Here is a 25398-nt window from a genome sequence, read left to right on the forward strand (position 1 = left end):
ATTTTCTTTACAAACATAAACTTTCTTCTTAATTATCAATCATATGATCGATTGCTGTTTGTTTGACTTTAGACGCTTTTAACACAAAACTTAGCCATGTTTGAAAGGAAACTACTTGAGACGAGGAAGTCATGTCTATTCAAGATATCACCATACCTGCCCCTATCTGGGTACCCACTAGTCAGCGTATAGAGGCATCCAACCTGCATCAGTTTATAAAGCACATCAACATGCAGGGTGAAGCTTTAGAGTCCTATTCTGACTTGCATCAATGGTCGATAGAAAATCCAAAGCAATTTTGGGCAAACCTATGGCAATTCTGCGATGTTATCGGCTTCAAAGGTGACTGCATTTATGGTGAAGGCGTGCCGAAATGGAACCAACTCTTGCCAAGCCGGGATACCATATGGTTTCCACAAGCCAGAATGAATTATGCTGAAAACCTGCTCGCTTACGCTTTTAAGGAGCCGAATAGCGTCGCCATATTATTTAGTAACGAGCTGGGTGAGGAAACCGAAATCACTTGGCAACAACTGTGTGATAAAGTGTCTCTTGTGCAACAGTGGCTAAAACAATCTGGGGTCGGATCTGGTGATGTGGTTGCAGGTTACTTACCTCATATGCCCGAAACCGTTATCGCTATGCTGGCTACAACCAGTCTTGGTGCTATTTGGACCTCAACTTCTCCAGACTTTGGCGTAGAAAGTGTCAAAGAACGTTTTGGTCAAGTGCAGCCAAAAGTGTTGTTTTGCTGCAATGGCTACAGCTTCAATGGAAAAGTCTTTCATATGAAAGATAAAAATACTCAGATTGCTGATAATATAACGAGTATCCAACATGTGTGCTGTATCAATTACCTGAAAGAAACCAATGATAACTATGTCGGAAATGATCGAGTCATTGACTGGGAGTCTGTAGTTTGCAGCTTTATTCCGCAGCCTATCGAGTATCAGCGTATCGGGTTTAACGAACCTCTTTTCATTCTCTACTCTTCGGGAACTACAGGAAAACCAAAGTGTATTGTTCACTCAGTTGGAGGAACAATATTAAACCATTTAAAAGAGCATCAACTACATTGCGATGTGCAGCCACGCGACCGGATATTTTATTACACCACCTGTGGCTGGATGATGTGGAATTGGCACGTCTCGGCATTAGCTAGCGGCGCAACCCTAGTTATATTTGATGGTAGTCCAATGTACCCATCTGAAAGTGCTCTTTGGGACATAGCTGAAAAATATAATGTTTCCTTGTTCGGAACTTCAGCCAAATATTTGGAAGCACTAGAAAAAGCTCAGTATTCACCTATTCAACAGCATAACTTGAGTCACCTTAAAACCTTATGCTCTACAGGATCAGTCTTGTATCCGAGTCAATTTGATTATGTATACAAGCAAATAAAAACCGATCTACATTTAGCTTCTATTTCTGGCGGTACCGATATATGTGGCTGCTTTGTATTAGGAAATCCCATTTCGCCAGTATATCGCGGCGAATGCCAAGCACCAGCTCTTGCTTTGAATGTACAAGTATTTAATGAACAAGGCCAGACTGTTGTCAAACAGCGTGGTGAATTGGTTTGCCTAAACAGTTTTCCCAATCAACCTATCGGTTTTTGGAAAGATAATGGCGAGCGTTACCATAACGCCTATTGGGACAAATATCCGAACGCCTGGCATCATGGTGATGATGTCGAGAAAACAACCTGCGGTGGAATGATATTTTATGGTAGGAGTGACGCTACTCTCAACCCAGGAGGAGTGAGAATAGGAACGGCTGAAATCTATCAGCAAGTCAACCAACTTGCCAAGGTAAAAGATTCTATTGCTGTCGGTCGAGTCATAGATGGTGATGAAAAGGTGGTCTTATTCGTTCAATTAATTGGTAACGTCGAACTTGATGAAGAGCTTATTGCAAACATCAAGTTACAGCTTAAGACCAAATGCTCGCCGAGACATGTTCCCGCTGAGATATATGCCATCAGCGACATCCCTAAAACCAAGTCAGGAAAGCTTGTCGAGCTGGCCGTAAAACAAGTACTGCATGGCAAAGAAGTCAAAAATAAAGGAGCAATAGCTAATCCTGAGGTGCTTGAAGAAATTGCGCAATACTCTATCCAAACGACGATATAGCTCTAGAGCCCGAGTGAAACAACTCGGGCTCTAAATCTTTTCAATGGGATTTATTTTTTTGCAATCGCCATTAATACTGTTGATTTGCCTCTCGGCGTCTCAATACTAAATGGGGTCGTTACTTCAACTTCATCAAAACCAACGCTACTCAGAACTTGTAAGACATGTGTCGGTGTCATCGCACCTGCTTCATTATGGTCAGAAAACCAATCCCAGTGGACGAAATACTTCCCTTTATCAAGTACGCTAAAGACAATATCAGCCACATCTGAATAATTTGGTAAAAAGCTGCATACTGATGACGCGACGACCAAATCAAATTGATGGCGAAACGCAGGGTGCATAGCTACTAATCCGCGAGTTAAACTATCAACAACCGGTTCTACGTTATGGAGCTGCTTGCCATCCAGTTGTTCAATCATTGCTTCTGAACTGTCTAGTGCAACGATATCCTTCACAAGTGGAGACAACTTTTGACTTAGCAAACCAGTACCACAACCAAAATCCAGAACTCTTAAATCTTGAATATCAACAATTTGTTGAAGAGATTCAAAGGCTTTATCCGCATACAATAATGCAGAAGGTTCATTATCCCAGGCTGCTGCGTATTCGTCCCAGCTCTTAGCCATCATGATCTCCCTATAACTTCATTCAATTTGGCGCTGAACAAGATTACCAAAACTACATTAAATTCATAGCTTTTCGCTTCATAAAACACATAAGATTTGTGTATCCTTGTAACATAGATATGCATACTCACCAGAGAAGTGACGGATCAAGATGAACCAATCTCAAATTGAAGCTTTTTGTATGGTCGCTGATACTGGTTCAGTTTCAGGCGCCGCCAGACAGCTAAATTGCAATCGTACCAAGCTTAGTATGTCGATAAAAGCACTAGAGAAAGAGCTCCAAATTGAGCTATTTAACCGCACAGGTAATCATCTCACTTTATCTGAAGCTGGCAAGGCAATTTATAAAGATTGTCAGAGCCTATTGGTTACGCTATCGCGAATAAGACAAACTTGTGCTCAGGTCTCAGGAGAGTTTAATGCAGAGGTATGGATAGCAAGAGATGACTCACTTCCTGATAGCATGTGGCAAGAATTCTCACACAAACTCAATAATATGTTTCCTGCTACCTCCTTTAATATTGTGCTGGCATCGAGCGGAGATCTAACAAATTTAGTCGCCACTCAACAGGTCGACTTTGCATTTGGTGTCGACTACGAGAGAGTTGATGATCCTTTGATTAGCTATCACCCATTAGGGAAGATTCGCCTAATGTCAGTATGTAAAGCTGATCACCAACTCAGTAAAATGCGTCGCGTATCAGACGAGCAATTACGCCACGCGATGCAAGCGGTCATGGTTTATCTCAATGAGAAAGATAACCCTGAACTTCAACCTTTTTCCCTGCGACACATAGGCTTTTCAAGCTTTGATAACATATTAAGCACTATTTTAACTGAAGATGCTTGGGGCGTTCTGCCAGAACCACTTATACGTCATCATCTCCGTAAACAAGAGCTAGCGGTTATCAAGCATACCTACGGATTGACCCAAGAAGATTATTGTATGTTTACGGCTGCTGGTATGACTGAGCACCCTGGTATGTCATGGCTAGCTGATAGACTGAATGAATACTTATTTGATTTCTAGCCATTCTCCTCTTCCTAACAAAATAAGGCTTTTCTAGTGCCACATTCACCCACGATTGATGAAAAAATCACAAACCAGACAGTCATAGTCAAAAAAATTGACACTATAACTTTGTTTTACATCATTGAATTTTATGACAAAAAATTATAAAGACCCATAATTGGTCGTTATTAATACAAATAACATTTGTAAAATCGGGTTTTAGTAAGAAGAATAAGAGAGTGAATATAACCGAGATCACTCTATGTGTGCAAAAACAAGCTTGAACGAAAAACGCATTCTGATTTTTTCAGCGCTTTTAGCGTCAGGCTTTGCCGTGGGTGGACTCATTCTTGGGGTGCTTGTTGGCTCTCTTGTGATAGTGTTTGATGGCGTCTATTCTTCTGTCAGTTTGGTGCTAACTTTATTGTCGCTCGCGGTATCAAAATATATTCAAAATCCATCTCGCCAACATTTTCCATTCGGGAAAGCAGTACTAGAACCCGTTGTGATCGCTATCAAAGGTAGCGTCATTCTCATCATAGTTAGCTACTCATTGTATTCTGCAATCATGGCTCTTTTTACTGGCGGCCGAGAAGTTGACGCATCCATTGCTACCCTTTTCGGAATCGTTAACGTATTAGGGTGTGGGTACGCATGGTGGTATATAGCTCAAAAATCGAAACGCTTCTCTTCTGGCCTAATCACAGCAGAAGCTAAACAATGGCAAATGGACACATTGCTCAGCGTAGCGGTGACATTAGGTTTCATTTTTGCCTGGGCAATAACACTATCGCCCTTTGAGGGATATTCTGTTTATGCTGATCCTGTAATGATGATCCTTATATCATTTTATTTCATTAAAGTACCCGCTGATATGCTAAAAGAAGCCATTCGAGAAATGCTTATGATGTCCCCCAGCACAGAGATTCTTGAGGTAGTTGATAAAGAGGTCTGCGCTTTAGACAAGCAATCCGTGCAACACATAGAACTCGACGCAGTAACTAAAGTAGGACGAGAGCTTAGAATAAGCGTGAACATCCATTCAAACGACAAACAACTTGCTGTTTCCGATATTAAAAGAACTCAGCGGATTTTAAAGCACAAGCTGTCTAAACTGTCGCTTGACCTCAGGCTGAACTTGAATATTGCCAGCTAATTCATTGCGAATTGTTTTAAATTGACTTTGTTCTGTACTCAATAGTTTCAAATTGAGAATCAAAATAAACAGATCTTCAACACAGCATACGCAAGGAGCATCCGCTGTTTTTTCATTAAGTACGTGTTAAATGGGATGTAAATAGCTGATATTGATGATTATTAAAGGGGGCTTGTTTCGATAGGCAAATAAGCGATTAATTTCCTATCAAATCATCTTGAAAGTGGTTCGAATTTTGCTCTTCTACTATTATTCATAAGCTAGTCAAGTAGTATCGACTGAAAAGCAAAGGGGAAACGTATGGCACGATTCGAACCAGACAAATTCACGATATTGGTTGTTGAAGACAATAACTTATCTCGAAAGGCATTAATTGGTATGCTCTTCAAGAGTGGTTACGAAAATATATTAAGTGCTCCAGACGGTCAAACAGCCATAGACAAGATAGAACACAATCATGTCGACCTCGTTGTTACTGATATTAATATGCCACATATCAACGGGCTGCAACTTATAAAAGCCATTCGTACGGGGAGTACCCGTGCTGTGGCGGAAACTAGTATCATTGCCGTTACTTCCCTCTCAGATATTGAGACCATCTCTTCTTGTATGAGGCTAGAAGTCGATGCATTCTTACCCAAGCCGGTGACGGTAAAAGATGCTAGAGAACAAATAGAGCAAGCGGTTACAGGCCATACAGAACTGTATCAACAACACCTCTACCACGAAATAGAAACAGACCTTGGTGGAGAGAACAAACAAGATTCAGAACAGCCTCCAGCACAAAATACAGATCTTACAATGACACTCACCAGTCTCTATGATTTGCGCTCTGGTATGACACTGGTGCGTGACATTTTTGCTAGTAATGGTACTTGTCTCGTCAAAGCGGGCACTCAGCTCGATGGGCGTCTAGTTAAGCGGTTGTGTGAGTTAAACGAGATTATTGATGAGCAACCCATTCGAGTGGAGCTTGAAACTACAGATGCTTAGTCATTTTACTCGAGGGTAAAGACACCTAGTCCTTACCCTTATTTGACCTAGCCTTTTTACGTTGCTCACACAGTGCAATCACTTTTAGTTTCTCTTGCGCACTGTATGTATTCCATTCCAGAATTTCAACCAGAGTCCGATAGCAACCAAGACATATATCTTGTTCATCGAGGCAACACATGCGAACACACGGTGACTCAGGTACTTTATTCACACACTCTTTCCTCTCCTACATCCACTATAACGTTAGTGAGGGAAGACTCATCTGTCGAATAAATACATTTGAATAGGATACCTAGAGGCAGTATTAACTCGTTACTTCACTTGAAGGCTTAAACGTTTCCTCATATAAGGCCATAAAGTCCTTCCTGATGTCTTGCTCAAGGTGGGTTGCTTTCTCCGTAGGACAAAAAAGCATGAAATGAACGACTTGTTCACCTGTCGGAGCACTGCTGATATGAATATGAGGTTCAGCCCCAGGCAAATCAACACCGGCATGTTTCTCAATCATGGAATTATAGCGAACGGCGACATCACTGAAATAATGACAATGCTCATCAATCTTATTAACCATAATCGGCAACAAAGGATAAAGATTAACGAACTCAGCGACCACAATAGAAAAGTTATGATAAACATAGCGTTTCATGAAATTGAGATTTTTGACTGGGTAGGTGAAAAACATGCTATTTGGCAGAGTCGCTGTCTTTCCTGTGTAATGATATTGACCATGGTGCAAGTCAATTTCTTGAATCACGGTTGCCATCATGTTGTGTTCGATAACTTCACCACATAATTTGCCAACCTCAATCCAATCACCAATTCGAAAAGAGCGAGAACTAGCGCGCTGAATAGAGCCCGTGAAACACAAAATTATCTCTTTTGATGCCACTACTATAGCAACAGCGATGGCTGTCACTGACAAGGCAAATTCATTGATCTCCGATTTCCATAATATGAACAAGAGGATGACAGTGACAGTAAAAGTCCCATTCTTCGTTCTCGACATCCAGCTACGCTGTTTTTCAGTGATAAACGCCACATCACCACGAATTTTCGATAGTACAATTTTTCGAACAATCGTAATAAGCCCAATAATAAGCAGCGTAAAGATAAATTTATGAGTCAGTAGAAAGTCGATAACAAGATAAAAATGATTCATCCCCAGCCCCCCATCAAAGTAAATAACACTAGGGTAAACCCCAAGAAAATCTCACTTTATAGCAAGGGGCCGAGACTGCCAATATTTATTGGCTCACACAACTCAATCTTGGAACCACACTGACTACTTAAAGCGCGCAGAGGTAATAAATTCGCCAAACGTTTCACACCAAACTATTACGGTATTATATTGAGACAAATCTAATTCTTGAGGCAGGTTAAGAGCAAACCTATCAAATGTCTTAACATCTCCGACTTGTGCCATGCTGTGCTTTTGTTCATTAAAGTCCTTTTCTGTTTCAATGAACTTAGGGGATAAATAAAGCTTATAATCAGGACCCGGGGCTAGTTCACCAACAAAAGCAATTTGTTGGTCACTTATCGATACGGATCCTTCCCCCCAATGTAGGAAATCACTGTCTTTGCGATCACGCTGAAAAGTCGCGGTATAAATGGCGTTGTTAGTCACCATTTCGACAGAGCTCATAGAGGGTGAATCAGGCTGGATAAGTATAGGTAAAGCATAAACCCCAAGCGCAAAACCCAAAACACCGCAAACTAAATGTGTAAACAGTAAACCAATTTTTTTCATTCCAAAACCTATGGTGAATTTATCTGTGTCAGTAAAAAAACCGAGTGAACAATTAGATAATAGATACCCTATATAAATTTGCTCTCCAGCAAGTGGGGTTTTCCTACCAAAATCACAATCCTAACAAAGCCAGATACTCATATCGATGCTTTCTTGCGGATTGTAAGTACATTGATTTAATCGCTTGTTTCCTACTTACTCTGATGAAATATGCATCTAGTTAATATAAAACCATGGACAAGGTTCACAAAATTGATTACGAAATCAAACACACTGGCGTTTTATGTTTGCAAATTGTTAACAGGCATCTAGCTTTATAACTGTATCAACTAACGTACTCGTGAACCAAGTATTCACGGACAACGTCAGAGGCTAACACAACGCAAACACAACTATATACTGTAGCCCCACTCACGAGTGGGGCTCTTTATTTGTTCGGGTTCTATTTTTGTCCCCATCACAAGCTCCCGTAAGATAAGCTAGATTTCTCATTGTAGTGTTATAAAATAACAATCGAAGATCACTTACCATGGAAACCTTGTGGAACACGATTACACCCTACTTTATTTGGAAAATACTTCCAGCGATGAGCTAGAGGAACTCAGCCTAAGAATGATACATCGACTGATCGATGAACAATCAATGACAGAGCTTTTTACATTTGATAATGAGGAAACAGATTCTGAAGATAAATTCCAGCAAGCACAATTTGATGCCCTGCTGAGAATGAGTGCAATAGCGTTGAGTCAGTTACCAGCTCTTTTTAGTGAATCCGAGCATTCAGCGCAGAACATTAGGCGTATGCAACGACTGCTTTTGTGGCATTTTTACGCTGTATCTTTCAAATTGGAACAAGCCATTGCACTGGAAACACATTGTGCGCACGTTGAGGTTCTGCTCGATGAAGCCCCGAGTAATACAATTGAATGGGTTGCAAGTTTAACAGACTTGCTTCGGCAATACGCAACGATTGCCAGCAAATAAGAATTATCAGAGACTAAGCCAGGTTCTATGATGTTTACTTCACAGCATAGAACCTCATTCATTTTTATCGTCTATTAATCGCTTGCAAGTACAACTCGAGCATTTTGATTTTGCAGCGGACGATTGTTTTCACCCATGACTTTCTGCATTTGTTGCGCTTGTTCGGAGGTCAATGCTTGTGGCGATCTAGCCACGATCCAACGTACACCTTCTGAGCAAGGAGGGGTGGTTAGAGAGCCATTAAAACGATAATATTTGGTCATCTTAGGCAGCATATCCGCTACAGGAAATGACTCTTTTAAAGAAATAGTCTGATTAAGTTTAGGCATCGATTCCGTAAGCTTACTTATCTCTTCATTCTTGCCATTTCCAAGGTCATACATCACTGACACAACAGCTAAATGTCCCGCTTTGTCAGCATTGACAAAATGTGCTTCTAGAGGATAAGTGTGACCTTTGATGTGATTCTCTGAAGGGGTATGGAAATGAAACTGAACCAAGTTAAATTCAACACCATCAAGTATAAAGGAGTTGTCACCCGTAACACCTGCTTGCAACGTATGACCATTGTTGGTCAAGCCTGTGACCATGCCCTTATATTGGATGTTTAGTGACTCTAGCTCAGCTTCAAACGTATCATTAATATCAATAGGGCTTTGGTTTTTTCCTAGTGCACATCCTTTAGCAAACTCTCCCCAGTGGTCAGGACCAGTCTTTCCCTCATATCCCCACTCTGCAGCTTGGGTAATACTGCACATTGACATTACAAGACTCATTGCCATTATTGTCTTCTTGATCATATTCTTCCTCTTCCTTTAATCAGACAAGCATTAAAATCGAAGCATCATAAGTCGGAGATAAAATTTACAGGCAGTAAAAGATCGTAAAACAAAGCAATTAAATATCAATATGAGGGGATAAAGAGGAAATAATAAAACGTATTCTTTTATCCGTTGCAAACTCAATAACAAAAATAAACGGCCAAGCACCAAGGCTCAGCCGCGTATTCAACTTTTGTAGTAAATTAAAACTCGCTTAAAAGTTAATACAAAATCAATCATTATTCCCAATCAAGGATAACTTTACCAGACTGTCCGCTGCGCATGGCATCAAAACCTTTTTGGAAGTCATCAACCTTAAAGTGGTGCGTAATGATTGGCGTTAGATCTAGGCCTGATTGAATCAATGACGCCATCTTGTACCAGGTCTCAAACATCTCTCTACCATAGATGCCTTTGATGACTAAGCCTTTAAAGATGACTTGGTTCCAGTCAATGCCCATGTCTGATGGAGGTATTCCTAAAAGCGCGATGCGACCACCATGATTCATGGTTTTTAACATACTGCTAAATGCAGCCTGAACCCCAGACATTTCAAGCCCAACATCAAAACCTTCCGTCATGCCCAATTCGGTCATCACATCTTCTAGACTTTCATTGGCAACATTGACGGCGCGAGTCACACCCATTTTGCGTGCAAGCTCTAAGCGGTACTCGTTAACATCTGTGATAACCACATGGCGAGCGCCAACATGTTTAGCAACAGCCGCTGCCATAATACCGATTGGCCCAGCGCCTGTTATCAGCACATCCTCACCAACAAGATCAAATGATAAAGCAGTGTGGACCGCATTGCCAAAGGGATCAAAAATCGAGGCAAGATCATCGGAAATGCCATCAGGGATCTTAAACGCATTAAATGCAGGAATAACCAAGTACTCAGCAAAGGCACCTTCGCGGTTGACACCAACCCCCACGGTATTGCGGCATAAATGTGTTCGACCACCACGACAGTTACGACAATGACTACAGGTAATGTGCCCCTCTCCAGAGACACGATCACCAATTGCAAAGCCCCTAACCTCTTGGCCGATACCGACAACTTCACCCACATATTCGTGTCCTACAACCATAGGAACAGGGATCGTATTTTGCGACCATTCATCCCAGTTGTAGATATGGACATCTGTACCACAAATAGCGTTTTTTTTAATTTTGATTAGGATATCATTGTGACCAAGCTGTGGCTTGTCCACTTCAGTCATCCATATACCTTGTTCAGGTTTCAGCTTCGACAGGGCTTTGATTTTCATTACTTAATAATCTCCATATCTCGACCAACTTCGATGAAAGCATCAATCGCACGGTCTAATTGCTCATGAGAATGCGCTGCTGACATTTGAGTTCGGATTCGGGCTTGGCCCTTGGGTACGACAGGGAAAGAGAAGCCAACAACATAAATACCTTTTGCTAAAGCTCTTTCAGCAAACTCTGCAGCAACTTTTGCGTCACCAAGCATAATAGGGATGATAGCGTGATCAGCTCCAGCTAAAGTAAAACCAGCTTCAGTCATACGAGTACGGAAGTGCTTGGCATTTTCCCAAAGACGATCACGAAGGTCACCACTTTCTTGCAACAGGTCAAGAACGCGAATTGATGCATTAACAATCGCTGGTGCGACTGAGTTAGAGAAAAGATATGGACGTGAGCGCTGACGCAGCCAATCAATCACTTCTTTTTTACCTGACGTATAGCCACCTGAAGCACCACCCATAGCTTTACCAAGCGTACCTGTGATGATATCAATGCGCTCAACGACATTGTGGTATTCGTGTGTCCCTGCTCCGGTTTTACCCATAAAACCGACAGCATGAGAGTCATCAACCATAGTTAGTGCGCCATACTTCTCAGCCAAATCACAAATTTCAGGCAAGTTCGCCACTACACCATCCATTGAGAATACACCATCTGTAACAACCAGGATGTTACGTGCTCCCGCTTCTTTCGCATCAATCAACTGCTGTTCTAATTCTTGCATATTGTTGTTCGCGTAGCGAAAACGCATGGCTTTACACAAACGAACGCCGTCAATAATAGAAGCGTGGTTCAACGCATCAGAAATGATGGCGTCTTCTTTACCAAGAATCGTTTCAAATAATCCCGCATTCGCATCAAAACAAGAAGTGTAAAGAATCGTATCTTCTTTACCTAAAAATGTTGAAAGCTTCTGCTCTAACTCTTTATGGATATCTTGAGTACCACAAATAAAGCGAACCGACGCCATGCCAAAGCCATGCTGATCCATGCCAGCTTTGCCTGCTTCGATTAACTCTGGATGATTGGCTAGACCTAGGTAGTTATTCGCGCAGAAATTTAATACTTCTTCACCGGTTGAGATCTTCACAGCAGCTTGTTGCTGAGAAGTGATAACGCGTTCTGATTTATAAAGACCTTCCGCCTTTACTTCTTCAATCTGTTGTTTTATTTGATCATAAAATGCAGAAGCCATGTTCAATTCCTTGTTAGTTATAATATTAGCCATTGCGCTGTAAGCCGTATCTAGCCAGAAAAAGTCTCAGCATTCGGACGACATTGAGCTCAGGGCGTAAGTGTAATCCAAGCTCACCGTTTTCATTATCCCGTCTTTTGGAAAAACATTAATGAACTCAAGGAACAAATAAGGCTTTTTTATGACATAAATCACATGATAAGATGGGTGGAGTGAAATGGTAGGCTGAATCACAATACGCGGTTATTGCGTCATAAAACATTGAGGCTTAATTTGGTTAACTCGAAACTTATTGCACTACTTCCAGATCTGGCTTCGTTCATTTTGATTGTTGATGAAGGTAGCTTTACTGCCGCAGCAAAGAAACTCAACGTGACTCCATCTGCACTCAGCAAGCTAGTGACGAGACTAGAGCAGGCCCTATCAGTCAAGCTATTTGAACGTACAACACGAACATTGATCATTACGCCAACAGGCCAGCAGATTTATGACCAAGCCATTGTGATGGTTAATGCAGCGCAGCAAGCGTGGGAGCTTTCTACAACTGATCACACAAAACCAACAGGAGCACTGACTATCGCAGCTCCCGAAGCTTTCCTTAACTCAGTGCTGCAGCCTTTTGTTATCCCTTTTCTTCAAAAATATCCCAGTATACAACTTAAGTTGCGTGTCGCTGACGGAGAAATTGACCTACTAAAAGATGGTATTGATGTCGCGTTTAAACTCACCGACAAACCGGATGAAAACTTAGTTCTCAAAGAGATTGGAAAAACTAACCTCGTATTGTGTGCTAGTCCTGAATATACAAAAACTAAAGGGATACCGGTTCATCCAACAGAACTAGTTAACCATGATTGCCTATACCTTGCCGAAACAGCAACCGATAACATCTGGGATTTTTTTAGAGATGATGAATTTCACTCCGTTGCGGTTTCTGGACCTTACGCCGTTAACCACTCACAAATGCGCCTCAACGGTGTAAAGCAAGCACTAGGTATAGGCATATTCCATGATTTTGTGATAACACAAGCCATTGAGTCGCGCGAGGTTGTTCCCATCCTGCCAGACTGGACAATCAAAAGTAATTATCATGGCGTTGTCGCAATGCAGTATTCGCAGACAAAGTACATGCCTGCTCGTCTGCGTGTTTTTATCGACTATATCACTAAAGCTTTGAACGAAAAACTGAATCCAGTCATTCCAAAAGTTACCATGTAATACCAAGCAAGCGGGCTGGCCAAGTTATTTGGCCTTGCCCAATCAGATCATAAATGGTGAAAAAAACACCACATATAATAGCAAGCTTAATCAGTCTATATACAATCACCATGGCGCAATACTGTTACCTTTTAAGGGAATAGAGTCGCTTGAACTTATCAGAATTGGCTCAATATACAAGCCTACATACTTGTTGTTTGACGGTTGGCTCTCGTCGCTCTCCATGTAAACGCGGATTTTGACATTTTAGTTAACAAGATCCCACCTAATAAAGGCGCTAAAAGTCCCAATGATCGGGCAGACAAGACTTCTTCATTAACATAAGCAGAGATAAACAGAGCCACGACAGGGAAGATTAAAAAGCAAATAGATGCTTGAAATGGAGTAGACACCTGCCCTAACTTAAAGTAGGCGACAATCCCACCAACACTTGCAACAAAGCCTAAGTAAGCAACTGCTGACATCGACTCGCTACTGAAAGCGTGATAATCAATACTCTCGCCCATGAAAGAGACAAAAAACAGTAAAATAGAGGCAACAAAACATGGCAACGCATTATAAGTGAGCACTTGAATATCTTTACAATGTTTTTGCACCAATACGTACATGACCGCATGAATTACCACAGCCATCCCAAGACAAGCGGTACCAATAACGTAATCTGTGCCACCTAACTGCATCTCAGTCCCAAGAATTAGCGACAAACTCAACACTGCAACAACAAGACCGAATAGCTGATGCTTTGCTAAACGTAGCCCGAGAAACAAACCAGACATTAGCATGACCGCAACTGGCATGTTGGCAAAGATTATCGACGCCAAACCCGATGATATGTACTGCTCACCATAGATCATTAGAGTAAATGGAATGGCAAAATACATCATAGCGACAATCAGCACCCATTGCCCCTTGCCTTTTGGAAATAGCAGCGGTTGTTTAAACAGTTTTGCCAATGCTGCTAATAACGGAGCAGCCAACAAGAAACGCATCGCGGTTGCAAAAATAGGAGGGATGGTCTCCAGTGCAACTTCCATGGCAAACCAAGTGGTTCCCCAAATTAAACAGACAGAAATAAAAAGCAGACAAGACAGGGATTTTGAATTCATGAGACCATTCACCTACGACAAAACTACTCGGTAAAACACTACTTTGTAGCAAACTTAAGACGTGTCACAGTATACAAATTTAATTGGAGAATAATTTTACTTTGTTATCTATCAATTGATTATTTTTAAACAAGTCTACCTATATAAATAGCAAGTTGGAGAAAATTTTTTCACCCACAATCCATGAGAAGTAACAATATTTCTTATGTGGATTTAAACTACTCTACTCAAGGTTACTGCCTTTAATATGTTGCCCCTAACAGCTCCCTATGTTAGCTTGTCTAATATGAACCTATACACACATTTATCATTTCAAACTTGTTGGTGGCGCTCTATATAGAGCAGCCAAGACTTGTTTCGTCTGTATGCTGCTGGAATAACAGCATACAGGCGCCAAGCTCTATGAATTATCTCCAGTAGCGATCACTCAAGATAGGAGAATAAATTCATGACAAATCAGTATAGTAAAACTCAAAACCAGATCATATTAACAGGCGACCGAGCTACAGGACCTCTGCATTTAGGTCACTATGTTGGTTCGCTGCGGCAAAGAGTTACACTACAAAATCATAACGATCAAACGATACTTGTCGCAGATATGCAGGGCTTAACCGACAATGCCAGCACTCCTTCTAAAGTCTCTTCTAGCATTCTTAATGTTGTCGCTGATTACTTAGCCGTAGGTATCGATCCTGCACAAACCACTATCTGTTTACAATCACAGCTCCCTGCACTTTCCGAAATCACAATGTACTACAGCAATTTAGTCACTATCGCGAGACTAGAACGCAACCCAACCGTAAAGGCTGAAATTAACAGCAAAGGATTTAATCGATCAGTGCCTGCGGGCTTCTTGACTTATCCAATATCTCAAGCAGCTGATATAACAGCATTTAATGCGTCATTGATACCTGTCGGTGATGACCAGTTACCCATGCTTGAACAAACCAATGAAATCGTCAGAAAAGTAAATTCGCTGGCTGGAAAGAAGGTACTAAGTGAATGTCAACCATTACTCAGTAAGTCCTCACGGTTACCAAGTACTGATGGCAGAACAAAAATGTCAAAGACCATGGGCAATGCGATTAATCTTGGCTCTAGCCCCGATGAAATTACTGCTGCTGTAAAATCTATGTATACCGATCCAACACACATTAACATTGAAGATCCAGGTAAAGTTGAAGGCAATGTCGTCTTTACCTATCTTGATGCTTTTCACCCTGATAGCGCTTACATAGGATCGTTAAAAGAACACTATCGTACTGGTGGCCTGGGGGATGCAACAACCAAACGTGTTTTAGATGAATGCTTACAAGAAATCTTGAAACCAATCCGACAAGAGCGCGCTAGATTACTCTCTGAGCCAAGTTACCTTTTACAAGTGTTAGAGCAAGGCAGTAAAGTGGCTAAGAATAAAACCGAACGCACATTATATAGAATAAAAGATGTATTTGGGTTGAACCTATTTAATCTCGAATAATATTAAATTTAAACATTAATATTAGAATTATCATTTATATAAAAGTTTTGAAAATAACACCCCAAATAAATCAATTGGGGTGTTTACATATTATGTTGAAGGTTAGAGCAAAGTCTTGCCGTGCAAAAAACAACCATTGCATTTTATTATTTATGATTATATTTTGTTGAAAAATATAAGTAGTTTATAAAATTAAAATGAATGTTGTGTTTTTTTTGTTAACATTGATGTCTTTTACCGTTATTGCGAATCCTCTTCCTGATGATGAAAAGCTATTGGATTCCTTAGTCGAACGTAACGTCATATGTAAAGACCAATCTTATGATCAGAAGCTTAAGTCTCTCCAGATTTATCTTTCGAAAAAAAATAGTAAAACCAACAAGATTGATAATAACAGCAAACAAACTACGCATGAGCACATGAAGAATAGACAATGTATTTCAGCGCCTAAGGAATAGGTGCTGGAATGCCATCAAAGAATCTCTCACCGTCAGGAGAGTTGTTCACGCAACGTAATAACCACGACTAAAAGTGGAGTTGGCAATAAAAATATAATAAGGAAATAATATGGCTTGCATAAGGAAAACATTGCTAGCAACAGCAGTGATGGCATTATTTAGTGCCAGTGGTAACGCGAAAACACCTATTGATCTAGGTGTTATTAACGAAGAGAAAATTATCGAGATGCTAGAAAGAAAAGGCATTCTTGATGAAAATTCTTCAGTCGAAGAGCAGAAGCTTGCTCTTAATAATTACTTAAATAAAAAACTCGGTAATAATTTTCAGGGAGATGCTCAATTCGGCAAAAAAGCACTTGCACAAAGAGCGAAGATATTAAAGTCAATAGAAACCAATAAAGGTCAACATAAAGCACATGTATTTGCTTTTGATCTATCAGATAAACGTACTGATAAAGTTTTAGCTGTTCTGGTCGATTTTCCGGATCTTCCTTGGAATGAAAACAGACTCACTTCTGAACACACTGATATGCTCTACGATAGCTATCAGCCAGAACACTACCAAAGCTTACTTTTCTCCGATACTGGTTATACTGGCCCCAATGGAGAAAACCTTATCTCCATGCGCCAATACTATGAAAGTGAATCAGGTAAAAGTTACAGCGTAGCCGGACAGGCTGCAGGTTGGTATCGAGCATCAAAAGAAGCCGCATTTTATGGCGGAAACTCCCCTTCTACGGACAACGATCTCAATGCTCAAGAGCTAGTTCGTGAAGCTCTCAATCAACTCGCTCAAGATCCTAGTATTAACCTCGCCGACTATGACATTGAAGATCGGTATGACTATGACCAAGATGGTGACTACCGTGAACCAGATGGCGTGATAGACCATTTAATGGTTTTCCATTCATCTGTGGGTGAAGAAGCAGGCGGCGGCGTATTAAAAGACGATGCTATTTGGTCACACCGATATAACCTCGGAAAGTATCATGTCTTGCAAGGTACCAGCAGCACTGTACCAAGCCGCTTTGGCGGTAGTTATGCTGCGTTCGATTATACAATCCAGCCCATTGATGCCGCCGCTGGTGTCTGTGCTCACGAATACGGCCATGACTTAGGTCTGCCTGATGAATATGATACTCAATATACAGGTAAAGGTGAGCCTGTATCCTACTGGTCCATTATGTCGTCTGGTAGTTGGGCAGGTAAAATTGGCGGCACTCAGCCTACCGCATTTAGCTCTTGGGCAAAACAATACTTACAAGAGTCAATCGGAGGAAAGTGGCTCATAAATCAAACCATTTCCGTTGATGATTTAACAGATGAAGGAGAGGAAATCACACTTCATCAAACCATAGACAATGACAAACAAAACATGGTTCGTATTGATCTTCCGATTAAACGCACCACAGGGCAAAAACCTTACTCTGGTAGCTATGGTTTCCATTCTGGTAAAGGAGATGATCTCAAAAACTCAATGTCACGTGAAGTAATTCTACCAGAAGCAACCAATATAAAACTGGTATTTAAAGCATGGTATCAGATTGAGAAAGACTATGATTTTGCAAGGGTTTTGATCAACGATCAGCAAATTGAAGGAAGTATTACCACATTAGACGATCCTAATACCACTGATCTCGTTCCTGCTATTTCAGGTGAATCTGACGGCTGGGTCGATGCAGAATTTGATCTTTCAAACTGGTCTGGACAAACCATCACACTCGGTTTTGATTACATTACCGATGGTGGCTTAGCAATGGAAGGGCTACATATCGATAACATTGAAATCATCGCCGATGGTGTAGCAACCTTAATCGATGATGGAGAAGCTGAATCTAGTTTTGCACTCAATGATTATCGATTAAATAACGGCTTCAACGAGTCACCCCACTACTATTTGCTGCAGTGGCGCAGTCACAATGATGTTGATGAAGGGCTTAATAATATCAAGCGCTTTGGAAGCTTAATGTCTTTTGAGCCCGGCCTTATCGTCTGGTACGTTGACAATTCAATGACAGATAACTGGGTCGGAAAGCACCCAGGGGAAGGCTGGCTAGGGGTTGTCGATGCAGATCAAAATGCAATGATTTGGGAAAATTCGGGCTCTACGGCTCAAACTCGCTATCAATTGCGTGATGCAAGCTTCTCACTTCAAGATCAAGCGTCGATGACTCTTGAAAATAAAGAAGGAGATATACTGCGTGATGTTAGCCTTCTCGGCAATGCCTACTTTGCTGACAACGAAGATTACTCTAACCCTCAAGCGCCAGATGCTGGTAGATTACTTGCCGAACACGGTGTTGCAATTGAAGTTATCAACCAAGCAGCTGATAATACCTACGGCGTGATTCGAGTGTCAAAAACGCCAGAGCCCAATCAGCTTCCCATTGCTGCATTTAGTTTAACGGTCGATGGAATGACAGTCACAGCAAGTAACATGAGTTCAGATCCTGACGGCAGTATTGTCGATTACTTATGGGACTTTGGTAATGGCGAAACGAGCAAAGAAGCTTCTCCTACTTGGATTTACCTCAATGATGGTCGTTATACAGTGTCTTTAACCGTTACTGATGACCGTGGCGATCAGCACACAATAACAGAGACGATTTTTGCTGAAGATGACAATATTTTACCAGAGGCAACAGCTAAGTACATACATCTAGGCCGCTTGGTGACTATGTGGTCGACAAGTACAGATGCAGACGGACGTATTGTTGATACTGAATGGGTTTTACCAAACGGTGACATCAAACGAGGACGTATGTTCACCGCTCTATTCCCAAGTTATGGAGAACATCAAGTTCGCTTAACCGTGATGGATGACAAAGGTGACAAAGTCAGCAAATTAATAGACGTCGAACTATAACTCAAATTTTATCTTGTAAGCGCAACAGAAGTTGCGCTTTTTTATACCCCAAAACCACCAGTTCGAATGGCAAATATCCCCTAAGTCAACTCCAATCAGCAAAATAAGAAACATATCTCATATTAGAAACAAATTAAGAACCAAAATAGAACAAATTTAACACTTAGATAACTAAAGATTCCTGTATAAAGTTTGATCTAAATCGAATATTGATTGATTTTTTTCATGAATATTTTGACTGTTTAGTGCATGCCATGCGATCAAAGATGAGCAAACACTCTACAATCAGAATAATAAGTGAAGGATCATGAATAAAATTCTACTTTTAGCTGGTTGCATTTTGGCGGCGCCAGCACTCGCAGATGAAACGTCAACAAACCTGAATCTTGGACAGATGGAATACGGCCAAACAATTCAGGGTAGACAAACCAGTACCTATGTCAGATGTTGGTACCGACTCTCTCACAATCGAAATGACACGGATACCGATTGGAAGTGGGCAAGAGATGAATACGGTCGATATTATGAAATACAGGGGTATTGGCGCTCTTCTATATCGGTTAAGAATATGTTCTATACCAGTACCGCTCAGGCTGATATTGAACAACGCTGCAAAGAGACATTGGGGGTAACTCATGATGCGGCAGACCTAATGTACTACGCATCAAATAGTCAAGCTTCGTACAATCATAGCATTTGGACCAATGACCCCGTTGATAATGATAAAATCAATAGAGTCATTACATTTGGCGATAGCCTGTCAGACACTGGCAACTTATATAATGCATCACAATGGGTATTCCCAAATAGAAGCTCATGGTATTTAGGACATTTTTCAAATGGTTTTGTATGGACCGAATATCTTGCTAAACATAAACACCTCCCATTGTATAACTGGGCAGTCGGAGGGGCTGCGGGAGTGAACCAATATGGTGTGCTAACTGGTGTATACAAGCAAGTCACATCATATCTTAAATACGTGGATAAAGCGGAAAACTACAAACCAGAAAACAGCCTAGTAACATTAGAGTTTGGCCTCAACGACTTGATGAATTACGATCGCACTGTCGCTGATGTAAAAGCCGATCTCAGCAGTGCACTGATTCGTTTAACCGAGTCTGGAATAACGAACATTCTTTTGTTTACTCTGCCCGATGCGACAAAAGCGCCTCAGTTTAAGTATTCAACCGTCGAGGAAATCAATAAAGTAAGAGCCAACATTATTGAATTCAACGCTTTTATCAAAGAGCAAGCTGAACTCTATAAAGGCAAAGGGCTTACTATTGTCCTTTATGATGCTCACGAGCGGTTTAACCAAATCACATCTAATCCTAGTTCATATGGATTCGAGAATGCGACCGACTCGTGTTTGAATATCAATAGAAACTCAGCATCGGACTATCTGAAAAGTCATTCACTAACTAATGAATGTGCTTACCACGGCTCAGATAAATATGTTTTCTGGGGAGTGACTCATCCAACAACAGCCACTCACAAATTCATCGCCGACGACATCATTCAAACCAAGTTAGACCAATTTAACTTCTGAACACTGCTTGCATAGAGAGATGAATTTACCATTGACTTCATCTCTCTTAATGCCTAGTTAAGCTGTAACTAGACTCAAACAGGCCTCGTTTCCTAGACGTTAAAGTAATCACTCATAACACTATCAACTCAAACAGGTTGGGTAACATCCTCTTTATTGACAAGGAATTGCTTAAACACTGGTTTAATATCGACGACCAGTGACCCATTTATTACATCCAGCCCTTTGACTCTCAAAGTATTGCCTGAAACGTTAACAATTGAACAATCCGTGACACCGATTTTGTTGATACGGTTTTTCCCTCTTTGAGATAAGATTCCTACAGGATCAATGTTAGAATATGCACTACCCAAACTGCTTAATTCTTTTGTAAAGCTTCTTTTACCGCTGCTTGAGCATGTATTGCCGTTGTATCAAACACCGGAATATCGGTATCAGTATTATTGATGAGTAAACCAATCTCGGTACATCCCAAAATGACGCCTTGAGCACCCTCCGCTGTTAGATCTTCAATAATTGTTTTAAAGTCTTGCTTTGAGCGAGCACTTATCTTTCCAACACAAAGCTCATCATAAATCACATCATGGACAAGCCTACGTTGGACTCCATTGGGAACGATGACTTCTATACCAAACTCGCTATTAAGACGTTGTTTATAAAAATCTTGTTCCATGGTAAATGCCGTTCCGATCAAACCTACTTTTGTAATTCCCTTATCAACAAGACATTGACCCGTTGGGTCAGCAATATGAAGCATCGGGATGGTAACGCTTTCCCCAATCTCATGGAAAACCTTATGCATTGTATTTGTCGCAACAATTATAAAATCGGCACCAGCCTTTTCTAATGACTGAGCGGCTTGACTCAAGATTAAAGCAGCTTCGCCCCACTCTTCACTTTTTTGTAAACATTCAATTTCCGCAAAGTCCACACTATAAACAATCATTTTGGCTGAGTGTAGACCTCCTTTTTCATCATTAACTGCCTGATTTATTAATTTGTAGTAGCTTGCCGTTGACTCCCAGCTCATACCACCAATCACACCAATTGTTTTCATTTCGATTCCTTTCTCTAGGTATAAATCACATCATAATCAGATGTTTAGTAAAAATACAATCGATATTATTAAACAAAGATAGGCTTTCGATAGTAAGAATTAGCCTATGTGTTAGATGAAATGATTTTTGAAAATAAATAGTGGTATTTATGTGATGGATTGAGTTGTAGTAGTAAGTTTTAGGCAAATAAAAAAGCCCTGAGTTATCTTCTCAGGGCTAAATATAATAAGGTCATGCTAGCTGGTCGCTTCTTTGACTGGAAGTACTTGTTTAACGTAGTCTCCAGGCGCTGTACCTATAGCAGGGAACTGTTCACTACCAACATCAAACGGTTTACGCTGTTCTTCGGAGCTAAAATTTAAGAGCCATTGATGCCAATGTGTCCACCAAGAACCCTCCGTATGGTTTGCATTCGCTAGCCATTCATCTGCATTCTCATCTAAGCTCTCATTAGTCCAAAAGCCATATTTGTTTTTATCGGGATGGTTGATGATACCGGCAATATGCCCAGATTCACCTAAAACAAAGGTCTTATTCCCGCCCACATTAAGCGCACCACGATAAGTACCTTGCCACAAAGCAATATGATCTTCTTTTGTAGACACGAAGTAGCTCGGTATTTTAATCTTATTAAGATCTATCCACACTCCGCCTACTTTTACGCCTTTTTGCTTCACCAATTTATTGTTAAGGTACAACTCACGCAGCATAAAATTGTGACATGAAGCGCTCACATTTGTACTGTCACTATTCCAGTAGAGTAAATCAAAGTCGACCGGACTTTGTCCCTTGAGATAGTTGTCTACATAATAGTTCCAGTAAAGACTATTCTCTCTGAGCAAGCTAAAAGTTACGCTTAATGAGCGTCCATCCATATAACCTTTTGCATTGTTCTGCGCTTCAATAGCACTAATGATGGTGTCATTAATGTAAGCCCCAACTTCTCCTGGTTGAGAGAAATCAAGTAACGTGGTGAAAAAGGTCGCGCTCTTAATTCGTTTTTTCATTCTCTTGGCTGCATAATAGGCAATGGTACTTGCGAGTACCGTCCCACCGATACAGTATCCAGCCGCGTTTATTTGCTCTTGACCCGTAATATCTTCAATCGCCGATACCGCTTTAGCAACGCCTTCTGTAACATAATCACCAAATTCAACTTCGCGTTGCTTCTCACCTGGATTGCGCCAAGACATCATGAATACTGAGTGCCCTTGTTCAAGTAGCCAGCGAACGAGTGAGTTCTTCTCACGCAAGTCAAGAATGTAGTATTTATTGATAAAAGGAGGCACAAACAGCAAAGGTGTAGAGTGAACATTTTCAGTCAATGGTCGATATTGAATAAGCTCAAATAACTCATTACGATAAACGATATCACCAGCTGTGTTCGCAACATCATCACCAAGTCTAAATGAGTTGTTGTTCGTCATTCTGATCTTTAGGATGTCAGCACTTGATTCTACATCTTCTTTCAATTGCTCAAGTCCTGACAACAAGTTTTGACCATTTTGCTCTAGTGTCAGTTTAAGCAATTCTGGGTTCGTTGCTATAAAGTTACTCGGCGAAACCGCATTGATAGCTTGGCGGGAGAAAAAGCTGATACGCTCTTTGGCTTTCTCATCTAGACCTTCGATGCTATCTATTGTCTTCAAATAAGTCTGGCTAAACAGCAAATAGGATTGCTTAATAAAGTTATAGAAAACATCATTTTTCCATTCTTCATCAGAGAATCTTTTATCGCCTTTTTCTGCCTCAACAACGGTTTCTCCATTTTGTGCTAACGCAACGTTTTGCCATATTTGTAATTGTTGTTGCCACCATTCAGCTTGGATCTGTAGTAACACTGCTGGTTGATTGGCCGCGCTTTCAAAAAGTTTAGAGGTATCTTCAAAGTTAACTTCTTGCATTGCTTTGTTGAGAGGGGAGTTAACGGCTGCCCTGCTTAGTTCCAGATCTTCCCACCATTTTTGATTGGTTTCTTGAAGCTTCACAAGGTAGTCCGAGAAGAAGTGTTGATACATGTTGCTACTCCTATGATCGGAAAAAGTGCCGCGAGTCAGGCGGCACCATAGTCAATATTATGCTGGAGTCAGTGTTATGCTGGAGTCACTGTCTTGAGGTTTTCCGTTGTCAAATGGTCAACATCATCTTTGAATTCTTTCGCAATGGATTGTAGCTTGTTGCTATCATCCATCATTTGCTGAGACAGCTTAGAAAGAACCGATAATTGTTGGCTGTTGAAGGCTGTAAGTGAAGTCACATCTTTAATTTCACTGGCCGCTTTCATTTGGGTTAGGCCCATTTCACTGTAGGTACGAATTGCGTTTAATTGAAGTTCAGTTAACACTTCAACATTTTTAGTCACAAGCTTATTAAACTTTAGGTATGGTTCTAAGCTTTTCTCTGTTTGGTCTGTGAAAGATTTGAAAAAATCGGTATACATAATAATGCTCCTAGGTTAATTCCATTATTTTCGGCTTATTTTCACTACGTTGAATTTAAGCAATTGACTTGATGACTACTGCCGTTCCCATACCACCACCAACACACAAGGAAGCGACACCATAGCTTCCAGTTCGTCTGTTAAGTTCATGAACTAGAGAAACGAGAATTCGGTTGCCTGACGCGCCAAGTGGATGGCCAAGTGCTATCGCACCACCATTTACGTTCGCTTTTTCTAATATGGAGCCAACGGGAACATTGTGGACATCAGCAAGTTGGTGTATTACTCCAAGAGCCTGAGCGGCAAAAGCTTCATTGAGCTCATAGAGATCAACTTCGTTTGCTAAAATATCGGCTTTACTTAAAGCCTGTGTCACAGCTTCTACAGGCCCTAGCCCCATTACTTCAGGTTCTAAGCCCGACTGTGCATAGCTGATAATTTCCGCTATCGGCTCAAGGCCATATTCTTCGACCGCTCTTTGGCTAGCAACCACAATCGCACTTGCACCATCATTAATACCCGATGCGTTGCCGGCCGTAACTGTGCCATCTTTTTCAAAAGCAGGGCGAAGTTTTGATAGACCATCGATAGAAGCATCTTCTTTAGGATATTCATCTGTGATGAAATTGATGGTTTGTTTGCGTTGCTTAACTTCAACTGGAGTTATTTCATTTTCAAAGCGGCCCGCTTCAATGGCAGCAGCGGCTTTCATTTGACTTGAAAGAGCATACTCGTCCTGCTGCTCTCTGGTGATGTCTAACTTTCTTGCAATATTTTCCGCCGTTGTGCCCATGTGATATTGATTAAATACATCGGTCAAACCGTCACTGATTAGCAAATCCATCACACTCATATGGCCCATTTTATGGCCATCACGAACTTGACTAGGGACAACAAATGGAATTTGCGACATAACTTCAACACCTGCAGCCACAACAACTGAAGCATCACTGCTACGGATATGGCTCACTGCATCCATCACAGTTTTCATACCACTTCCACAAACCATATTCACAGTGTAGGCTGGCACATTCACTGGAATGCCAGCGTGAACAGCCGCCTGACGGCCAACCCCCATACCTTGACCAGCACCAACCACATTGCCAACGATAACTTCATCAACAAGATTGGGCTTTATATTCCCAGACTCCAGAGCCGCTTTGATTGCTATAGCTCCTAAATCCCCTGCTGATATATCTTTGAGAGTGCCTCCAAAGCTACCAATGGGTGTACGCTTTGCTGCAACAATATACACTTTTTCCATAACAACCCCAGA

General features: G+C 41.1%; 22 protein-coding genes. 9 read left to right on the forward strand and 13 right to left on the reverse strand.

Translation table 11 applies throughout. The annotated features are described in order from the left end of the window. Positions 1-131: 131 nt before the first annotated feature. A complete protein-coding gene (locus DPF90_RS00660; RefSeq protein WP_114783631.1) occupies positions 132-2132 on the forward strand; it encodes an acetoacetate--CoA ligase in 2001 nt (666 codons plus the stop codon). Positions 2133-2182: 50 nt separating this feature from the next. Here DPF90_RS00660 and DPF90_RS00665 read toward each other — a convergent pair whose 3' ends face one another. Continuing rightward, a complete protein-coding gene (locus DPF90_RS00665) occupies positions 2183-2761 on the reverse strand; it encodes a class I SAM-dependent DNA methyltransferase (RefSeq protein ID WP_114783633.1) in 579 nt (192 codons plus the stop codon). Between the two features lie 151 nt (positions 2762-2912). Here DPF90_RS00665 and DPF90_RS00670 point away from each other — a divergent pair, with 151 nt between their 5' ends. The 3 genes from DPF90_RS00670 (at position 2913) to DPF90_RS00680 (ending at position 5922) form a co-directional block, all read left to right on the forward strand. Then, entirely contained in the window at positions 2913-3791 is an 879-nt protein-coding gene (locus DPF90_RS00670; RefSeq protein WP_114783635.1) for a LysR family transcriptional regulator, read from the forward strand. Positions 3792-4035: 244 nt separating this feature from the next. After that, positions 4036-4929 (forward strand): cation diffusion facilitator family transporter, encoded by an 894-nt coding sequence (locus DPF90_RS00675; protein ID WP_114783637.1) that lies wholly within the window; start codon positions 4036-4038, stop codon positions 4927-4929. 300 nt (positions 4930-5229) lie between these two features. Then, on the forward strand, positions 5230-5922 hold the full coding sequence (locus DPF90_RS00680) for a response regulator (RefSeq protein ID WP_114783639.1): 693 nt from the start codon (positions 5230-5232) through the stop codon (positions 5920-5922). Between the two features lie 25 nt (positions 5923-5947). On the opposite strand, the gene DPF90_RS00685 is transcribed toward DPF90_RS00680, so the two are convergent. The 3 genes from DPF90_RS00685 to DPF90_RS00695 form a co-directional block, all read right to left on the reverse strand. Next, complete coding sequence (locus tag DPF90_RS00685) at positions 5948-6136, reverse strand: DUF1289 domain-containing protein (RefSeq protein WP_240314430.1); 189 nt, start codon at positions 6134-6136, stop codon at positions 5948-5950. Positions 6137-6229: 93 nt separating this feature from the next. After that, a complete protein-coding gene (locus tag DPF90_RS00690) occupies positions 6230-7084 on the reverse strand; it encodes a mechanosensitive ion channel family protein (RefSeq protein ID WP_114783641.1) in 855 nt (284 codons plus the stop codon). A gap of 123 nt (positions 7085-7207) precedes the next feature. Next, positions 7208-7675 (reverse strand): DM13 domain-containing protein, encoded by a 468-nt coding sequence (locus DPF90_RS00695; RefSeq protein ID WP_114783643.1) that lies wholly within the window; start codon positions 7673-7675, stop codon positions 7208-7210. 540 nt (positions 7676-8215) lie between these two features. On the opposite strand from DPF90_RS00695, the gene DPF90_RS00700 reads away from it, so the two are divergent. Further along, the gene (locus tag DPF90_RS00700; RefSeq protein WP_114783645.1) at positions 8216-8659 is read left to right on the forward strand and encodes an exoribonuclease R; all 444 of its coding nucleotides are present in this window, start codon (positions 8216-8218) and stop codon (positions 8657-8659) included. Between the two features lie 74 nt (positions 8660-8733). Here DPF90_RS00700 and DPF90_RS00705 read toward each other — a convergent pair whose 3' ends face one another. From DPF90_RS00705 to DPF90_RS00715, 3 genes are all read right to left on the reverse strand, one after another. Beyond that, on the reverse strand, positions 8734-9456 hold the full coding sequence (locus DPF90_RS00705) for a carbonic anhydrase (RefSeq protein WP_114784248.1): 723 nt from the start codon (positions 9454-9456) through the stop codon (positions 8734-8736). 263 nt (positions 9457-9719) lie between these two features. Continuing rightward, on the reverse strand, positions 9720-10751 hold the full coding sequence (gene tdh / locus DPF90_RS00710; RefSeq protein ID WP_114783647.1) for an L-threonine 3-dehydrogenase: 1032 nt from the start codon (positions 10749-10751) through the stop codon (positions 9720-9722). Further along, positions 10751-11947, reverse strand: coding sequence for a glycine C-acetyltransferase (locus DPF90_RS00715; protein WP_114783649.1), 1197 nt, complete (start codon positions 11945-11947; stop codon positions 10751-10753). Before DPF90_RS00715 ends, tdh begins: the two co-directional genes overlap by 1 nt. Positions 11948-12220: 273 nt before the next feature. On the opposite strand from DPF90_RS00715, the gene DPF90_RS00720 reads away from it, so the two are divergent. Continuing rightward, the gene (locus DPF90_RS00720; protein WP_114783651.1) at positions 12221-13165 is read left to right on the forward strand and encodes a LysR family transcriptional regulator; all 945 of its coding nucleotides are present in this window, start codon (positions 12221-12223) and stop codon (positions 13163-13165) included. A 182-nt stretch (positions 13166-13347) separates the two neighbouring features. On the opposite strand, the gene DPF90_RS00725 is transcribed toward DPF90_RS00720, so the two are convergent. Continuing rightward, positions 13348-14271, reverse strand: coding sequence for a DMT family transporter (locus tag DPF90_RS00725; RefSeq protein WP_114783654.1), 924 nt, complete (start codon positions 14269-14271; stop codon positions 13348-13350). 448 nt (positions 14272-14719) lie between these two features. On the opposite strand from DPF90_RS00725, the gene trpS reads away from it, so the two are divergent. The 3 genes from trpS to DPF90_RS00745 all read left to right on the forward strand — a co-directional run bounded on the left by trpS (position 14720) and on the right by DPF90_RS00745 (position 20624). Then, the gene (trpS, locus tag DPF90_RS00730; protein WP_114783656.1) at positions 14720-15751 is read left to right on the forward strand and encodes a tryptophan--tRNA ligase; all 1032 of its coding nucleotides are present in this window, start codon (positions 14720-14722) and stop codon (positions 15749-15751) included. 567 nt (positions 15752-16318) lie between these two features. Then, entirely contained in the window at positions 16319-19075 is a 2757-nt protein-coding gene (locus DPF90_RS00740; RefSeq protein ID WP_114783660.1) for an immune inhibitor A domain-containing protein, read from the forward strand. 304 nt (positions 19076-19379) lie between these two features. Next, entirely contained in the window at positions 19380-20624 is a 1245-nt protein-coding gene (locus tag DPF90_RS00745; RefSeq protein WP_420855698.1) for an SGNH/GDSL hydrolase family protein, read from the forward strand. 128 nt (positions 20625-20752) lie between these two features. Here DPF90_RS00745 and DPF90_RS00750 read toward each other — a convergent pair whose 3' ends face one another. From DPF90_RS00750 to DPF90_RS00770, 5 genes are all read right to left on the reverse strand, one after another. Then, entirely contained in the window at positions 20753-20977 is a 225-nt protein-coding gene (locus DPF90_RS00750) for a TrmO family methyltransferase domain-containing protein (RefSeq protein ID WP_114783664.1), read from the reverse strand. A gap of 5 nt (positions 20978-20982) precedes the next feature. Next, complete coding sequence (locus DPF90_RS00755; protein ID WP_114783666.1) at positions 20983-21681, reverse strand: aspartate/glutamate racemase family protein; 699 nt, start codon at positions 21679-21681, stop codon at positions 20983-20985. Between the two features lie 237 nt (positions 21682-21918). Then, positions 21919-23700 (reverse strand): class I poly(R)-hydroxyalkanoic acid synthase, encoded by a 1782-nt coding sequence (gene phaC, locus DPF90_RS00760; protein ID WP_114783668.1) that lies wholly within the window; start codon positions 23698-23700, stop codon positions 21919-21921. 74 nt (positions 23701-23774) lie between these two features. After that, positions 23775-24122: a phasin family protein gene (locus tag DPF90_RS00765; protein ID WP_114783670.1), complete on the reverse strand. Its 348-nt coding sequence runs from the start codon at positions 24120-24122 to the stop codon at positions 23775-23777. Positions 24123-24177: 55 nt separating this feature from the next. Beyond that, positions 24178-25386, reverse strand: a complete 1209-nt coding sequence (locus DPF90_RS00770; RefSeq protein WP_114783672.1) for an acetyl-CoA C-acetyltransferase — start codon at positions 25384-25386, stop codon at positions 24178-24180. Positions 25387-25398 lie beyond the last annotated feature (12 nt).

Source organism: Vibrio tetraodonis, from assembly GCF_003350295.1.
Taxonomy (GTDB): Bacteria; Pseudomonadota; Gammaproteobacteria; order Enterobacterales; family Vibrionaceae; genus Vibrio; species Vibrio tetraodonis.

What these genes read in the sequence shown, in the direction of transcription:
- DPF90_RS00660 (WP_114783631.1), top strand. Translation starts at nt 132, where the DNA reads ATGTCTATTCAAGATATCACCATACCTGCCCCTATCTGGGTACCCACT.
- DPF90_RS00665 (WP_114783633.1), bottom strand. Translation starts at nt 2,761, where the DNA reads ATGGCTAAGAGCTGGGACGAATACGCAGCAGCCTGGGATAATGAACCT.
- DPF90_RS00670 (WP_114783635.1), top strand. Translation starts at nt 2,913, where the DNA reads ATGAACCAATCTCAAATTGAAGCTTTTTGTATGGTCGCTGATACTGGT.
- DPF90_RS00675 (WP_114783637.1), top strand. Translation starts at nt 4,036, where the DNA reads ATGTGTGCAAAAACAAGCTTGAACGAAAAACGCATTCTGATTTTTTCA.
- DPF90_RS00680 (WP_114783639.1), top strand. Translation starts at nt 5,230, where the DNA reads ATGGCACGATTCGAACCAGACAAATTCACGATATTGGTTGTTGAAGAC.
- DPF90_RS00690 (WP_114783641.1), bottom strand. Translation starts at nt 7,084, where the DNA reads ATGAATCATTTTTATCTTGTTATCGACTTTCTACTGACTCATAAATTT.
- DPF90_RS00695 (WP_114783643.1), bottom strand. Translation starts at nt 7,675, where the DNA reads ATGAAAAAAATTGGTTTACTGTTTACACATTTAGTTTGCGGTGTTTTG.
- tdh (WP_114783647.1), bottom strand. Translation starts at nt 10,751, where the DNA reads ATGAAAATCAAAGCCCTGTCGAAGCTGAAACCTGAACAAGGTATATGG.
- DPF90_RS00715 (WP_114783649.1), bottom strand. Translation starts at nt 11,947, where the DNA reads ATGGCTTCTGCATTTTATGATCAAATAAAACAACAGATTGAAGAAGTA.
- DPF90_RS00725 (WP_114783654.1), bottom strand. Translation starts at nt 14,271, where the DNA reads ATGAATTCAAAATCCCTGTCTTGTCTGCTTTTTATTTCTGTCTGTTTA.
- trpS (WP_114783656.1), top strand. Translation starts at nt 14,720, where the DNA reads ATGACAAATCAGTATAGTAAAACTCAAAACCAGATCATATTAACAGGC.
- DPF90_RS00740 (WP_114783660.1), top strand. Translation starts at nt 16,319, where the DNA reads ATGGCTTGCATAAGGAAAACATTGCTAGCAACAGCAGTGATGGCATTA.
- DPF90_RS00755 (WP_114783666.1), bottom strand. Translation starts at nt 21,681, where the DNA reads ATGAAAACAATTGGTGTGATTGGTGGTATGAGCTGGGAGTCAACGGCA.
- phaC (WP_114783668.1), bottom strand. Translation starts at nt 23,700, where the DNA reads ATGTATCAACACTTCTTCTCGGACTACCTTGTGAAGCTTCAAGAAACC.
- DPF90_RS00765 (WP_114783670.1), bottom strand. Translation starts at nt 24,122, where the DNA reads ATGTATACCGATTTTTTCAAATCTTTCACAGACCAAACAGAGAAAAGC.
- DPF90_RS00770 (WP_114783672.1), bottom strand. Translation starts at nt 25,386, where the DNA reads ATGGAAAAAGTGTATATTGTTGCAGCAAAGCGTACACCCATTGGTAGC.